Here is a 14,534-nt window from a genome sequence, read left to right as displayed (position 1 = left end):
CGTCTTCCTGACAGCTAGAATTCCATGAAATTCGAGTCGTCGTTCTCAACGTGATGCGCGGCATGGACGGGCTGCTGTGCTCGCGGCGCAGAGAATGTGCGCGGGGCGCTGGGCGGAATGTGTGTGACGCTGGGTCTCGGGGAGGTCTGTCGGCTGGTGGAGGCTGACCGGCGGTTGCCAGTCGGCCCGGCGGAGATTCCTACCATGAGGCTGAGCGTCGAGGCGGTGTGGCGCAGGGATTCGGATTGAGCGTTGAGTTGTTCTGCCGCGGCGGCGCTTTCTTCGGCATTGGCAGCGCTCTTCTGGGTGCCTTGCTCCATCTTGGCGATCGCTCGGCCAATCTGATCGATTCCTCGGCCCTGCTCCTGGCTGCTCTCCCCAATCTGTTCGACGAGGACCTTCATCTCCGCAAACACCTGGTCGACCTTTTCGCCGGACTGAACGAGAACCCCGATCTTGGACCTGCCTGCATTCGAGTTGTTGAGCGAGAGCTCGACGAGACCGGAGGTTTCCTGTGAAGCTTCGGCGCATCGCTGAGCGAGGTTACGGACCTCTTCGGCGACAACGGCAAAGCCCATTCCGGCTTCTCCCGCGCGGGCTGCTTCAACCGCAGCATTCAGCGCGAGAATGTTGGTCTGGAAGGCGATCTTATCGATGACGGTGAGGGTCTTCGAAATCTTGTTGCTCGAATCCGCGATTGCGTCCATCGCGAGAACGCACTCGGCAATGGCCCGGTTGGAAGCGACGGTCGTTTCGACAGCCTGGAGGGCGAGCGCGGTGACGCTGCTCGCGCTCTGTGCGTTGCGCTGGGCCATGGAGTTGATCTCCGCGGCAGAGGCGGAGGTCTCTTCAATCATCGCGGCCTGCTCGGAAGCCTCGCGGGCCAGCGACTGGCTCGAGGAGGCGACCTCCGTGGCAGCGGTGGTGGTCTGGTTGGCGCCTTCGTTGAGCTCGATGACGCTTTGTCTCAGCTGAGCGTCGAGGCCGCGAATGACGAAAATGAGCACGCCGCCGATGACCAGACCCACGACCAGCAAAATACTCATCAGCCAGCGGGAGAAACTGACTTCGGACTGAGCGGCTTCGCTGGCAGTGGCCATCTTGTCACGCTGGTAAACCACAAACTTGTCGGAGGCCTCTTGCGCCTTCTTCATGACGGGGACGAGTTCGGCAAGATTCATGGCCGTCGCCTCCTCGACATGGCCGGAGCTGAGGAGGTCGAAGAAGCGCTGGTGAATGGGGGCGGCTTCATCGAGCGTGGCGAGTATCTGGTCGATCATCGGCTTACCCGTGGGGTCCGTTCCCAGCGCACGGGTAGCGACAATGTTGTCGCGAACGAGCTGCTCCGCGGCCAGGTAATCCTTTTGGTAGCGAGCTGAGGCGGTCATGTCTTTTCTGAGAGCGCTGGAGAGAATCGCGCGACGGGAGCTGATCATGGTGGCGACGCCGGTATTGGTCTGGCCGCCATGGAACAACTTCCCAGCGCGGACAACGCCCAGCTGAGCGGTCTCCGTACCCAGATTGGTGAGAATCACAATCGAAGAGACGCCCATGGCGATGGCTGCGCAGAGCAGGAGGCCATAGCTGAGATAGAGCTTGCGTTTGATGGTCATTGTGCTGAAGTTCATGGGGTCCTCGTGGCGGGACAGGCAGCTCGGCATCTGTCGCGGTATGGAGCGGCTACTCTCGTTGCCGAGAGGCGTGCATCGGCGTGCCATCTCTTGTTTGAGAAAAGGCGCACGCCGGATGACTCTTTCGGCATACACCGACAGGTGGTCGGCTCGGACGAGCATGGTGGTCCGAGCAGGTCTTTATCGGCCGGATTTCGCCGGAAATGAGCCGGCCGGGGCGCTGCCCTGGATCGGTACAGTGCCACGTCCTGCCTCTGCGAGCGGGCCAGGCCAGCAGATTGCACCGAACACGCTCCTATGAAGTGGGGGCGCAATAAAAATTGAACCCGTTCAATTTTCTCTTGTGCGGAAGCTGGCGCAGGAGTATTACTACTTTTGAACATGTTCAACGAACGGTAATTCGGAGCCTGACCATGCATATTGCAAGTGTGTACTTCAGCTATCTCGCTATCTCGATTGCCCTCACCGTCTGGGTCGCGCGCACCCTCCACAAGAACGGCAGGGTCTTCCTCGTGGACGCCTTCCATGGCAACCACGAACTCGCCGACTCAGTGAACCACCTCCTCGTTGTCGGCTTCTACTTGATCAACGTCGGCTACATCACGCTGGCGCTGCGGACAGCCCAGGCGCTCGCATCGACCCGCGAAATCATCGAGGTCGAAAGTGTGAAAATCGGCCTGGTCCTCGTAATCCTGGGCATTATGCACATGTTCAACATTCTGCTGTTCACCAGGCTTCGCCGCCGCGGCACCGCCGAGGCTCCGCCCCGGCCATACCCCGCTACGGCGTAGTACGCGGGGCCGCCTCACGGCGGAGTCCAGGCGGCCTCACAAGCGTCCCCGTTTCGCCTCACACCGGAGGGCATCATGCTCAACCCCGCAACGAGTATCCTCATCCTGAGCCTGGCCGCCGCAGCCAGCCTGTGGCTCTGCACCGGAAGCAAGCATCGCCGAGGACCAGTGCGGAAACATCAGCGACGCGCCGTCCACCGGCCATCGCAGGTTCTAGGAGATCCATACCATCTGCGCAGCTAGCAAAAAGTCGAAGACGCCAAACGAAGGCGCGAATCCAGCCCGCAAGGCCGCCCGGGCCGACGCCGGCACCAAATCCGAAGAGACGCGCGCCCGCATCCTCACCGCAGCCCTCGCCGTCTTCCGAGAGCACGGCTTCGAGCGCGCGACCATGCGTGAGATCGCAACCGAAGCCGGCGTCGCGACCGGCGCGGCGTACTACTACTTCGACTCCAAGGACGCGCTCGTGATGGCGTTCTACGAGCAGTCGCAACGTCAGATGTGCGCTGACCTCGAGGTGAAGCTCACGCGCGCAAAGACGCTGGAGCAGCGTCTGCGCATCATCGTAGGGGAAAAGCTGGAGTACTTCGCGCCCAACAAACGTCTGCTTGGCGCGCTCTCCGCCCATGCGGATCCCGAGCACCCGTTGAGCCCCTTCGGCCGCGAGACCCAGGCTATCCGCGATGAAGACATGGCCTTCTTCGAACGCGCGGTCGCGGACTCCGGCGTGAAGCTGCCCAAGGACATTGCGCCGTACCTTCCGCGGCTACTCTGGATGTATCAGATGGGCCTGATCCTCTTCTGGGTCTATGACCGCTCCCCGAACGCACGCCGCACCAAGGTGCTCTTCGATCAGACGATGAAGATGCTGTTGCTCACGCTGAAGATTGCGCAAGTGCCCCTCCTGCGCCCGATGCATCGCATGGCCGCCGAGTTGCTTCACGTCATTTACGACGAAGCCTGACCCGCTCACAACCTGCCGCCCCGCCTGCGCTATGCTGGGCCTATGCAGCGCGCGACAACCGCATCCATGGGGACCTGGGCCCGGCGTCTTCTGATCGCGTACCTCGTCCTCCTCGTCTTCAATGGCATCGGCCTGGCGAAGTACGATACCTATCAGCTCGATGGCGACGCGGTCGCATTCATGGACATGGGCTCCGCGATTCTGCAGCACCACTGGGCCATGGCCATCAATGGCTACTGGAATCCGCTATACGCAGTGGTGCTGGCAGCCGGCCTCAAGCTAACGCATCCTGCGCGCGTGGATGAGCTGAGAGTCTTCTACTACTGCAACTTCTTCCTGTACTGCTGCGCGCTCGCCGCGTGCGCCTACATGGTCTCCGGCCTGCTTCAACTTCGCACCAGGAAGGATCCCACGGCGAACCACGCGTTCTCCGCGACGGCGCTATATTTCTTCAGCTTTGCCACGCTGTTGGTTTCATTTCTGCGCGAGCTCTCGCTGGGCAAGATCCGCAGCGACGCCCTGATGTGCACGCTCTTCCTGCTAGCCGCTGGAACGCTGCTGCGCATCCAGGTGGAGCGCAGGCTGTGGCTGTTCCCTCTCCTCGGGCTCTGGCTTGGGTTGGCGTATCTCACCAAATCCTTCGCGATGATCCCTTCTGTGCTGCTGCTCGTGGGTCTTGCAGCGTATGCCATGCTGCGCGAGCGGCGCATGCTGGTGGGTGTTGTGTTGGCGGGTGTTGTCTATGCCGCGCTCGCGGGGCCGTACGTATACGGCATCTCGAAGCAGCGGGGGTATTTCACGACCGGCGAGAGCGCTCGCATTAACTACGCGTACTTCGTCGATAGCACCGCACGCTGGCATGAGTGGCGCACCGGTGACCTTGGTCACGCCACGGCAAATTGGGCGCACCACGAGGACCTGCTGCTCGACGCGCCCGCGGTGTACAGCTATCGCGCGCACCAGGTTGGGACGTATCCGCTCTGGTTCGATCCCTCCTACTGGACCCAGGGGCTGAAGCCCAAGGTCTACCTGCCGGGCCATGTACAGCGGCTGATTCGCACCACCGAGCTGTTGCTGCGCTTCCTTCTGGAGCGGCCGGAGCCGCTCGTGGTGTTGCTGTTGTTCGTTCTGCTCGGGGCACGTCTGCCATCGAGCTGGCGTGAGGCGCTGCCGTATCTCGTGCTCATGGGCTGGGGTGCACTACTGCTCGCCATCTATATGCCCGTCGATCTGCAGGACCGCTATGTGCAGTTCGCGTTTATGTTCCTTCTGTTCCCACTGGCGACCATGCTGCGTATTGGCAATCTCACTGGCGATGCCCCGGTGCTCTCCGCCAGCGTCGAGGTCGCATGTACCGCGCTCGCTTTTGTTCTGCTGGGGCAGAGTCTGCGAGAGATCGCGCAGACGCGGCGTATCGACAATGTGACCGGCCAGCCAGGGGGTGCCTACAGCAAACAGATCTATCCCGCAGCCGCCGCGCTGCGTGCGTTGGGCACCAGTCCCGGTAGCTACGTCGCCTGCTTCGGAGACCAGGCCTGCTATGTCGATCACTACTGGGCAAGGCTCGCCGACACGTCCATCGACACAGAGATCGAGGTGCCCAACGAGGGGGATCCAATGGCTTATTGGAACTCGCTCTCGAACCAGCGGCAGGTGCTAGAGACCGCGCGGCGCAATGGCGCCGTGGCCATCGTGGCGTACTCGTCCACGAACTCCGCGGCGCCTGCCGGATGGGAACATGTGCCAGGCACGAACTTCTTCCTCTATCCGTTGAATCGATAAGACGGCTATGGCTCGAACGAGGGGATATCGAGGTAGCGCATGCGTCGCGTCTCCGCGCGGCCCCGGGCTACCGAGTCCAGGATGAGTCCGCAGAACAGCGACAGCGACGAGAGCACCATGATGCCCATTGCGAGGATGGCGGTGGGGAAGCGCGGCACCAGGTGGGTGCGGTGGAACTCGAGCACAATCGGAAACACCAGACCGATGCTGAGGCAGAACAGCAGCGCTGAGGCCATGGAGAAGAACAGCAGCGGGCGCTCGTCTTTCACGAGCAGGACGATCGTGCGCAGGATCCGAGCTCCATCGGCATAGGTATTCAGCTTGGAGGTGCTGCCCTCTTCGCGGTCGCGGTACGGCGTGTCGATCTCGCCCAGCGGCATGCGCAGCTGGAGCGCGTGCACGGTCAGTTCCGTCTCAATCTCGAACCCATGCGAAGCCGCAGGGAAGCTCTTGACGAAGCGGCGCGAGAAGACGCGATAGCCACTCAGCAGATCGCGAATACGGCTGCCGAAGATATTCGCCACCAGCCCGCTCAGCACCGAGTTCCCAAGCCGATGGCCTGGACGGTACGCAGCTTCGATGTTCGTGATGCGTGCCCCATTCACCATGTCGAGATGCTCGTTGAGCAGAAGCTCGATCATCGCCGGAGCATAACTCGCATCGTAGGTGCCGTCGCCATCGACCAGCACATAAATGTCCGCCTCCACGTCCGAGAACATGCGACGCACCACGTTGCCCTTACCCGGCAGCGTTTCGCGGCGAACGATCGCACCATGCGCCCGGGCAATCTCCTCGGTCTCGTCCGTCGAGTTGTTGTTGAAGACGAAGATGTCTGCCGACGGCAATGCTGCGCGGAAGTCATCCACGACCCGCGAGATCGAAACCGCCTCATTGCGGCACGGCACCAGAACAGCGATGCGAGGTGTGTTGGCCATGTCGTCAACCAAGGCTATCATCGTGCCCCGGAAGGACATACGCCCTGGCGGGCGAAGCTGCCTGTGAGCTGAAGTTGCTCGAGCGTGCTCGCAGGAACGTCGCATGGCAGATAGACAAGCGCGGGTTGGTCCGCGGATGTATCGACCCGGCTCATCGGCGCGAGCGTTTCCCTGCCATAGGTCTCTGCAAAGGGATCTTCGTTGAAGAGCCAGTGCGGGCTGTAGGAATCTGGGACGCGATCGAGGAAGATCGCAGTGAAGTGCCGCTGAGCGATCGTCGCGCGCACATCGGCCACCAGCGCGGGATCGGTGTCGAGCGCAGCGTCCAGCGCGTCCATCTCCGCATGCGGCGCCTTACCGGCCATCACGGAGTCGTAGCTGTGATTCGTCAGCCAGACATCGCCGGGTGTCGCACGCAGGATGTCCAGAAAGGCTTCGCGTCGCGCCAGCGTATCGGAGCCAGGATCAAATTGAACGGGCCGGTAGAGATGTTGGGCCATCTGGGCGAGGACCATCAGCCACACCAGGCAGGCTAGAACGGGCGAGGTCTCCAGCGTCATTAATCTGGCTAGAGCAAGCCCCAGCAGCACCGCCATCCACGCGTAGACCGGCATCACCGTATTGAGGTTCGAGCCATCATGTGCGCGCGCAAAACCAATGCTCCCCACAATCAGCACGGTGATCCACGCATAGAAGAAGCCCGTAGCCTGCATCCAGCGCACAGGACGCAGCAGCACCGCCAGCACGCAGAGCATCGCCGCGATCCCCAACGGCTTCAACAAGTCAAATGGCAGGTAGAGGATCGCAATGCGGCGGGACGCGGCCAACTGCTTCACCGTCCCGAAGACATAGTAGTCGTACCATCCTCCACTCGTGTGCTGCATCAACCGGATACTCGCGAAGGCCAGCACGGCATAGAGGGCCATGTTCAGCACCATGCGCTTCGGCGTGCGCCAGTAAGCGAGGAACACCAGTAGCCCGATCGGCAGGAAGCCCTGCTTGGTCTGGAAGGCGAGCACCCACACTACTGCCGCGATCGGCGTCGGTGCAAAGCGCATGCAGTACAGCGCCAGCACAAAAAAGAAGACCGAAAGCGAGTCAACGCGCCCGATGTCGTACCAACCGAGGCACCAGCTGTAGAGCGAGAGGTACACACCGGCAGCGCAGAGGGCGGCGGTGCGATCGCGCGTCTCGCGCAGAACATGCAGGTACAGCACAACGATGGTGCCCAGCGTCGCGAGGAGCGAGACGCCGCGTAGCGCCGCATAGCTCAGCCCGACGATCTTGCTGAATGCCAGCGAAGCATAGAAGAACAGCGGAGCATAGAGGAATGGGGTCCAGTCCAGCGAAGGCCTGGTGTAGAGCGGCTCACCATGCGCGAGCCTCCACACGGAGGTCATCATTGCGGACTCCATCCGATCGAGCTCGAAGGGGTACCGCAGACGGCGTAGCGCCGTGTAGAGAAACAACAACAGCATCAGCACCGACAGCGCCATAGCAAGCCGCGCGAAGCGCGCCGCCCACACGGAGGCCGCTTCAGTCGGGTTCGGTTCTGCCATGGAGACGCTCTCGCCTAAGAAGTGGTGGGGCTAAAGACTTCAGACGAAACAAAACGGCGGACCGGTTGCCTCGCGGGCCGGTCCGCCGGATGACGAACAGAAGATTCTTACGCGTTGACCGGCTCGGCCTTGAGCTCCGCCACGCGCTTGGCGAGCAGCTGCTCCAGGTCTTCGAGCGCCTTGGAGAAGCCCTCGATGCCTTCCTTCAGCTTGTCATGCGCCATCTTGTTTTCGGTGTGCATCTTGTCGAAGGTCGCCTTGTCGATGGTGATCTTCTCGACGTTGGCGGCCGCTGCCTTGGCCGGATCGAGCTTGCGCTCTAGCGTGCCTTCGGTCGTCTGCAGCTTCTCCAGCAGGTCCGGCGAGATGGTCAACAGGTCGCTGCCGGCAAGCTCGGTGATCTCACCGATATTGCGGAAGCTCGCCCCCATCACCTGGGTCTTGTAGCCGAACTTCTTGTAGTACGTGTAGATCTCGGTGACCGACTTCACGCCGGGATCGTTCGCACCCTCGTAGTCGGCGGGCTCGTTCTTCTTGTACCAGTCGAGAATCCGGCCGACGAACGGCGAGATCAGCGTCACCTTCGCCTCGGCGCAGGCAATCGCCTGGTGCAGGCCGAACAGCAGTGTCAGGTTGCAGTGGATGCCTTCCTGCTCGAGGATCTCGGCGGCCTTGATGCCTTCCCACGTAGAGGCAATCTTGATCAGCACGCGGTCATTGGTGATGCCGGCGGCATGGTACTGGCCGATGATGTCGCGTGCGGCCGCCAGCGTGCCTTCGGTGTCGTAGCTCAGGCGAGCATCGACCTCGGTCGAGACGCGGCCCGGAACGATCTCCAGGATCTTGCGGCCAAACGCCACAGCCAGTGTCTTGAAGGCGGCGGCGGCGATCGCCTTATCGTCGGCGGACTCGCCCAGCGACGACTTCGCCTGCGAGAGCACGTCGTCGATGATCGACTGGTACTCCGGCATGGTCGCGGCCTTGGCGATCAGCGAGGGGTTGGTCGTCGAGTCGGTCGGCTTGTACTTCTTGATGGAGTTGATGTCGCCGGAGTCGGCGACCACGGTTGTCATGCTCTTGAGTTGATCGAGAAGATTGGCCATGGAGGGCTCCTGCGGCGTCAATTTAGGCGCAAACAGCGCGTCTCCCCCATTATAGATGCCTCTCGCATTACGCTCGCGTGACGAGATGGCATTGCCCGGAACCAGCTCGATTTGGGCTTACCCCCGCTCGGCGATTAGCTTCCCATAGAGATCGATCGTCTGCTGCGCGATAGCCTTCCAGCTGAACTGGGCTTCCACGCGCCGACGGCCCGCCTCGCCCAGCTCGCGCGCCTTCGCCGGGTCGGCCAACAATTCGTTCAGTTTTTCGGCCAGGTCGCGGGAGAACTGCTCGGGCTCCGCCGGAAACGTAGTCGCCGGATCGGCCTCAAACGGCACAAGGTAGCCCGTCTGCTCGATCGAGTCCTTCGCGGCCCGCGCATCGTCGACCACCACCTCCAGGATGCCGCCCGTCGCCGACGCCACCACCGGGGCGCGGCACGCCATAGCCTCCAGGTTGATGATTCCGAAGGGCTCATACACGCTGGGACAGCAAAAGACCGCGCAATGCGAGTAGAGCTGGATCGCCTCCTGTTTGGACACCATCTGTTCGATCCACACGATGTTGTGGCCCGTCCCCGTGGGGTCGCCGCTGGCCGTGGCGTGGCCAGGAGGGTTGCTGACGCCATCGCTCTCCACCGCGACCATCGCCGGCTGGCTGCCTGGCGTAGTCGCCCGCGCGGCCTCCACCTTGGCCCGCATTTCGTCCGCAATCTCCGGGGTGTCTGGCGCTCCCGCGCACAGGACCACTTGCGTCCCCGGCGGGAGGTATTTGATCGCGTCCACCAGGTGCGTCACGCCCTTCTGCCGCGTAATCCGGCCGACGAAGAGCACATACGGCTTCATCGGGTCCACGCCGTACTTCAGCAGCGCCTCTTGGCGCGGAGTGTACTGATACTGCTGCAGGTCGATCCCGTTATAGATCACGTGAATCTTCGCCGGATCGACGTCCGGGTAGGCCTTCAGGATGTCCGCCTTCGTCCCCTGAGACACCGCGATCACCGCGTCGGCGTCGAGGATCGCCGTCCGCTCCATCCAGGAACTCAAGGCATAGCCTGAGCCCAGCTGCTCGGCCTTCCACGCCCGCAGCGGCTCCAGCGAGTGCGTCGTCAGCACAAAGGGGATGTTGTAGAGCTTCTTCGCCAGGAAGCCAGCCATCGATACATACCAGGTGTGCGTATGAATCACGTCCAGCTTGTCGAGATGCAGCTGCTCCAGCAGGTTCAGCGAAAGCGCCTCCAGCGCGCCCTTGAACTTCTGGGTCGTGCCGTTGCTGATCGCCTCCCAGGGCTGCTCGAAGTGAACCTCCAGGCCCTCCGGAGGCTCCTCGCAAGGCTCGCCGCGTGGATCGCTTTGCTCCTCCTTGGGCTGCTCTCCCCAGGCGTGCACCTCCACCTCGATCTGCCGCGCCATCTCGCGCGAAAGGTACTCGACGTGAACGCCCGCTCCGCCATAGACGTAGGGAGGGTATTCGCGGGTCATCAGGCCTACACGCATGGGAGATTCTCCTTCGGGCGGCGGAGGGAAACGCACCGCTGGATGCATGGATGAGAATACCGGGAATCGCGGCTACAGGAGTGGCGCAGGCCAAGCCAATGAAACCGGCCTCAACGTTCCTGATGGGAACCGGGCAACTTCGCAGAAATCTTCCTCCAGTCATGAACACTTTCCCCCGATTGCCGGTCTTTCGGTATGTAGGGCAGGACGTGGGATAGCGAATGCTCGAAGCCGGACCGGCAAGACAACGAACACGGAACGAAGACCGCGACCTCGCTCTGGCGAGGATTGCAGCCGAACACGCTCGGCTGCTCTACCGCGTGGCCTACGGAGTGCTCCGTCACGCTGAGGACGCCGAAGATGCCGTGCAGGACGCGCTGGTAAAGCTCGTCCGCGGCGAGAGCTGGCGCGCCATGGAGAATGAGCGCGTGTTCTTGGCCCGCGTGGTCTGGCGAACGGCGCTGGATCGCCAGGCGGCGCGGGTCGTCGGGCTCAGTGAGGACGACGGCGCGGCTCGCATGCCGGACGCGCGGCCTACCCCGGAGCGCGCCGCGGAAGAGAGCGACGAACGGGCCCTGTTGGCGGAATTGATCGACGATCTGCCCGAGGAGCTGCGCCAGACGCTGCTGCTCTCGGCAATCGAGGAGCTTACCTCGCGCGAGATCGGCGAGGTGATGAGCGTCCCCGAAGGTACCGTCCGCACGCGCCTGATGAGGGCCCGCGCGCAGTTGAAAACAATGTTCGAAACACGCTGCGCTGCTGGCCGGGAGGTCGCGGCCGGCAGAGGAGGCAGACGATGATCGACAGCGTAGAAACCATGACTGACACGAACGACAACTTCGAGGCGATGCTGCAAGGCGTGCTCGCCGCGCAAAGCGCAGCGCACACGCAGCCCGCCGGGCTGGAGCAGCGGCTGCTGGCGCGCCTGCGACAGGCGGCAGACGAGCACGAGGCAGCACTGACGCCTGTCGCTCCACGCTTTGGCTTCGCAGAGAGCGTCCGCACGAAACGCAGCGCGGCCTCGCTCTGGACCGCCTTCGCGGCTCATTCCTTCGTGCTGCTGGCCGTGCTGGCCGTTGTCGGACGTAGCGCCGTGCAGGTTCTCGCTCCGAAGAAAGCGAACCAGGCGATCTCGTTGACGATCCCACCACCGCCTCCCGTGCTTCCACGAGCCGATCGTCTTGGCGGCGGTGGTGGCCATCACGATCTCGCCCCGGTCACGGAGGGTCATCTTCCCCGGCTCGCGCAGCAACAGCTGATGCCCCCTAAGGCTCCGCCGACGCAGGCCGCAAAGATCACCATCGAGCCGGCCGTCGTTGTCCAGAGGGATCTGAAGATGGCCGACAACCCGCTGCCCAACCTCGGCATGCCCAGCTCGACGCTGAAGGGCAGCTCGCTCGGCAATGGCCTGGGGATCGGCCTCGGTTCGGGCTACGGCGCAGGCATCGGTCCGGGCTCCGCAGGCAACACTGGCGGGGGGGTGATGCATGTCGGCGGCTCGGTAAAGGCGCCGTTGCTGGTCACCCAGGTGGAACCGGAGTTCAGCGAAGAGGCGCGTAAGGCCAAGTTCTCCGGCAATGTGCAGGTCTATCTCATCGTGGACCAGCATGGGAATCCAACGCATGTTCGCGCTATTCGCGGCGTCGGCATGGGTCTCGATGAAAAGGCCGTGGAAGCGGTGAAGCAGTACAAGTTCAAGCCTGCTACCCAGAACGGCAAGCCCGTCGAAGTGGAGATGTACGTCGACGTAGGGTTCCAGATCTTCTGATCGAGCGCTGGTCCCTCAGCGGACGCCATCCTGTAAACTTCGCCCATCCAGTGTCGAGTTGTGGGGGTCTACAGGATGGCCGTTCTATCTTCGTTTCGCGTCGCTGTGCTTGCTCTTTCCGCTGTGGCGACAGCTGCCCACGCGCAGTCGGATCCATTGGACTTCGTCGATGGCCGTGTTGTCGCAGGTGCTGAGTCCACTCCAGTAGCCAATGCCCGCGTGGAGCTGGAAAATACCTGCGAGATCATGAAGGGCCCCGCGAACGTGGTGCTCAAGACCACAACGGATACGCAGGGGATCTATCACTTCGCCGAAGTGCAGCCCGGCGGCTGCTTCGTCGTGAAGGCCTACAACGCCAAGGGCCAGGTTGCTGCGCAGACGCCGGAGTTCGAGATGGCGAGCTACAACCATCCGAAGATGGCCGACCTCAACATCGACCCCGTCAATCCTGCCGATCCGTACAAGTGGCTGGAAGAGGTCAACGGCGCCAAAGCCATGGACTGGGTCAAGTCCCAGAACGCCCGCACGATGAAGATGCTCGAAGCCGACCCGCATTATGAGTCGCTCTTCAACGATGCCCTGAAAAACGCGGAAGATCCTAATCGGCTCCCGCTGCCGATGCTCATCGGCGACGTGGTCTTCAACTTCTGGCGCGATGCGGCCCACCCGCACGGCCTGTTGCGCAAGACCACGCGAGCGGACTACGCGACCGCATCCCCACACTGGCAAACCGTCATCGACGTCGATGCGCTGGGCGCGAAGGATGGCGTGAAGTGGGTCTGGCACGGCATGCACTGCCTCTATCCCGGCGACGAGTACTGCATGGTCGACCTCTCCGCCGGCGGCGAAGATGCCGCCACGCTGCGCGAGTTCAACCTCAAGACCGGAACATGGGTCGAAGGCGGCTTCACGCTGCCCCATAGCAAGCAGGACATTAGTTGGAAGGATAAGGACACGCTGCTCATCGCGCGCGACTGGGGAGCCGGCACGATGACCACTTCGGGCTACCCATTCGTGGTGAAGGAGTGGAAGCGCGGTACGCCGCTGGAGAGCGCGAAGGAGATCTTCCGCGGCAAACCAAGCGACATGGCGGCTGGTCCAAGCACTGTGCACGACGCGCAGGGCCACGCCCTGGTAGTCATCGAGCGCAGGCCGACGTTCTTCGAGGCCGAAACCTGGGTGGCGACTCCCGGCGGCCTCAAGCAGCTGGCGATTCCGAAGAAGGCCGATCTCTCCGGCATGCTCGATGGCCGCCTGCTCATCACCGTGCGCGAGGACTGGAGCACGCCAGTCGTCAGCTTCGTCAAAGGCTCGCTGCTGGAGGTCAAGGTCGCTGACGTGCTGCGCGACCCTGAGCACCTCAAGCCGACCGTAGTCTTTGCGCCCACCGCGGAGGAGTTCCTCGGCGACGTCTCCACCACGCATGATCGCCTGGTGCTCACCACCATGGACCACGTGCAGGGGCGGGCGTATCTCTACGCTCCGACGGCGGCTGGCTGGACCAAGCATCGGCTCGATATCCCCGAAAACGTGACTGTCGATATCGTGGACACCAGCAACAAGGACAACGCGTTTTACCTCCAGATCGCGGGCTACCTAACCCCTCCTTCGCTGCACGAAGGCGATGCCGTGAATGGCACTCTAACGGTGGCCAAATCGCAACCCCCGCGCTTCGACGCCTCGCAGGATGTCGTCGAGCAGCGCTACGCCACATCGAAGGATGGCACCCGCGTTCCCTACTTCCTCGTGCACCGCAAGGACATGAAGCTCGACGGCACGAACCCGACGCTGCTCGACGCCTACGGTGGCTTCGAGGTCGCGATGACGCCAACTTACTCCGCCAATGTCGGCAAGCTGTGGCTGGAGCGCGGCGGCGCATACGTGGTCGCCAACATCCGCGGTGGCGGAGAGTTCGGCCCCGCGTGGCATGAGGCCGGCCTCAACGTCCATCGCCAGCGCATCTACGACGACTTCTTCGCCGTCGCTGCGGACCTTCAGGCCCGCAAGGTCACGAGTCCGGCGAAGCTCGGCATCCTCGGCGGCTCCAATGGCGGCCTGCTGATGGGTGTGGAGTTCGAGCAGCATCCGCAGATGTGGAAGGCCGTCGTCATCCAGGTGCCGCTGCTGGACATGCTCAACTTCGAGCACATCGAGGCTGGCGCGAGCTGGGCAGGCGAGTACGGCAGCGTCTCGAACGTGGAGCAACGCGCCTTTCTCGCGTCGATCTCGCCGTATCAGAACCTCCATCCCGACGTGAAGTATCCCGAGCCGCTGATCTTCACCACCACCAAGGACGACCGCGTGGGTCCCGAACACGCACGCAAGTTCGCCGCCGAGATGGAAGGCTTCCACCTGCCCTTCTACTACTACGAAGAGATCGAAGGCGGCCACGCGGCAGGAGCCGACCTGAAGGAAGAAGCCCGCACCTGGGCCATCACCTATACCTATCTCGCGAAGAAGCTGATGGAGTAGTCCGCCTTTCGCCCGAGGCGATTTAGCCGGCTACG

11 protein-coding genes are annotated in these 14,534 nt (G+C 62.7%); 6 read left to right on the top strand and 5 right to left on the bottom strand.

Features of this window, described 5'->3' with window-relative positions; translation table 11 throughout:
* Nucleotides 1–14: 14 nt before the first annotated feature.
* On the bottom strand, nucleotides 15–1,628 hold the full coding sequence (locus AC5E6W_RS14615; protein WP_491753047.1) for a methyl-accepting chemotaxis protein: 1,614 nt from the start codon (nucleotides 1,626–1,628) through the stop codon (nucleotides 15–17).
* Between the two features lie 416 nt (nucleotides 1,629–2,044).
* Between AC5E6W_RS14615 and AC5E6W_RS14610 the strand changes: the two genes are divergently transcribed.
* The 3 genes from AC5E6W_RS14610 (at nucleotide 2,045) to AC5E6W_RS14600 (ending at nucleotide 5,168) form a co-directional block, all read left to right on the top strand.
* Nucleotides 2,045–2,422, top strand: a complete 378-nt coding sequence (locus tag AC5E6W_RS14610; protein WP_491753046.1) for a hypothetical protein — start codon at nucleotides 2,045–2,047, stop codon at nucleotides 2,420–2,422.
* A gap of 220 nt (nucleotides 2,423–2,642) precedes the next feature.
* Nucleotides 2,643–3,386 carry a TetR/AcrR family transcriptional regulator gene (locus tag AC5E6W_RS14605; protein ID WP_491753269.1) on the top strand — a complete coding sequence of 248 codons (744 nt, stop codon included), beginning with the start codon at nucleotides 2,643–2,645 and terminating at the stop codon, nucleotides 3,384–3,386.
* Between the two features lie 42 nt (nucleotides 3,387–3,428).
* A complete protein-coding gene (locus tag AC5E6W_RS14600; RefSeq protein WP_491753045.1) occupies nucleotides 3,429–5,168 on the top strand; it encodes a hypothetical protein in 1,740 nt (579 codons plus the stop codon).
* Between the two features lie 5 nt (nucleotides 5,169–5,173).
* Here AC5E6W_RS14600 and AC5E6W_RS14595 read toward each other — a convergent pair whose 3' ends face one another.
* From AC5E6W_RS14595 to glgA, 4 genes are all read right to left on the bottom strand, one after another.
* Nucleotides 5,174–6,103, bottom strand: coding sequence for a glycosyltransferase (locus AC5E6W_RS14595; protein WP_491753044.1), 930 nt, complete (start codon nucleotides 6,101–6,103; stop codon nucleotides 5,174–5,176).
* Nucleotides 6,104–6,120: 17 nt separating this feature from the next.
* Nucleotides 6,121–7,662 carry an ArnT family glycosyltransferase gene (locus AC5E6W_RS14590; RefSeq protein WP_491753043.1) on the bottom strand — a complete coding sequence of 514 codons (1,542 nt, stop codon included), beginning with the start codon at nucleotides 7,660–7,662 and terminating at the stop codon, nucleotides 6,121–6,123.
* A gap of 107 nt (nucleotides 7,663–7,769) precedes the next feature.
* Complete coding sequence (locus AC5E6W_RS14585; protein WP_491753042.1) at nucleotides 7,770–8,765, bottom strand: transaldolase; 996 nt, start codon at nucleotides 8,763–8,765, stop codon at nucleotides 7,770–7,772.
* 117 nt (nucleotides 8,766–8,882) lie between these two features.
* Entirely contained in the window at nucleotides 8,883–10,259 is a 1,377-nt protein-coding gene (gene glgA, locus AC5E6W_RS14580; protein WP_491753041.1) for a glycogen synthase, read from the bottom strand.
* Between the two features lie 221 nt (nucleotides 10,260–10,480).
* Between glgA and AC5E6W_RS14575 the strand changes: the two genes are divergently transcribed.
* The 3 genes from AC5E6W_RS14575 (at nucleotide 10,481) to AC5E6W_RS14565 (ending at nucleotide 14,499) form a co-directional block, all read left to right on the top strand.
* On the top strand, nucleotides 10,481–11,059 hold the full coding sequence (locus tag AC5E6W_RS14575; RefSeq protein WP_491753040.1) for an RNA polymerase sigma factor: 579 nt from the start codon (nucleotides 10,481–10,483) through the stop codon (nucleotides 11,057–11,059).
* Entirely contained in the window at nucleotides 11,056–12,027 is a 972-nt protein-coding gene (locus tag AC5E6W_RS14570; RefSeq protein ID WP_491753039.1) for an energy transducer TonB, read from the top strand. Before AC5E6W_RS14575 ends, AC5E6W_RS14570 begins: the two co-directional genes overlap by 4 nt.
* 75 nt (nucleotides 12,028–12,102) lie before the next feature.
* Nucleotides 12,103–14,499 carry a prolyl oligopeptidase family serine peptidase gene (locus AC5E6W_RS14565; protein ID WP_491753038.1) on the top strand — a complete coding sequence of 799 codons (2,397 nt, stop codon included), beginning with the start codon at nucleotides 12,103–12,105 and terminating at the stop codon, nucleotides 14,497–14,499.
* The last annotated feature ends 35 nt before the right edge of the window (nucleotides 14,500–14,534 follow it).

This window comes from Bryocella sp., from assembly GCF_058498515.1.
This window is presented reverse-complemented; position numbering and strand designations above follow the sequence as displayed.

Bases quoted from the DNA above. Each gene is read 5' to 3' on its own strand.
- AC5E6W_RS14615 (WP_491753047.1), bottom strand. From the start codon at position 1,628: ATGAACTTCAGCACAATGACCATCAAACGCAAGCTCTATCTCAGCTAT.
- AC5E6W_RS14610 (WP_491753046.1), top strand. From the start codon at position 2,045: ATGCATATTGCAAGTGTGTACTTCAGCTATCTCGCTATCTCGATTGCC.
- AC5E6W_RS14600 (WP_491753045.1), top strand. From the start codon at position 3,429: ATGCAGCGCGCGACAACCGCATCCATGGGGACCTGGGCCCGGCGTCTT.
- AC5E6W_RS14595 (WP_491753044.1), bottom strand. From the start codon at position 6,103: ATGGCCAACACACCTCGCATCGCTGTTCTGGTGCCGTGCCGCAATGAG.
- AC5E6W_RS14590 (WP_491753043.1), bottom strand. From the start codon at position 7,662: ATGGCAGAACCGAACCCGACTGAAGCGGCCTCCGTGTGGGCGGCGCGC.
- AC5E6W_RS14585 (WP_491753042.1), bottom strand. From the start codon at position 8,765: ATGGCCAATCTTCTCGATCAACTCAAGAGCATGACAACCGTGGTCGCC.
- glgA (WP_491753041.1), bottom strand. From the start codon at position 10,259: ATGCGTGTAGGCCTGATGACCCGCGAATACCCTCCCTACGTCTATGGC.
- AC5E6W_RS14575 (WP_491753040.1), top strand. From the start codon at position 10,481: ATGCTCGAAGCCGGACCGGCAAGACAACGAACACGGAACGAAGACCGC.
- AC5E6W_RS14570 (WP_491753039.1), top strand. From the start codon at position 11,056: ATGATCGACAGCGTAGAAACCATGACTGACACGAACGACAACTTCGAG.
- AC5E6W_RS14565 (WP_491753038.1), top strand. From the start codon at position 12,103: ATGGCCGTTCTATCTTCGTTTCGCGTCGCTGTGCTTGCTCTTTCCGCT.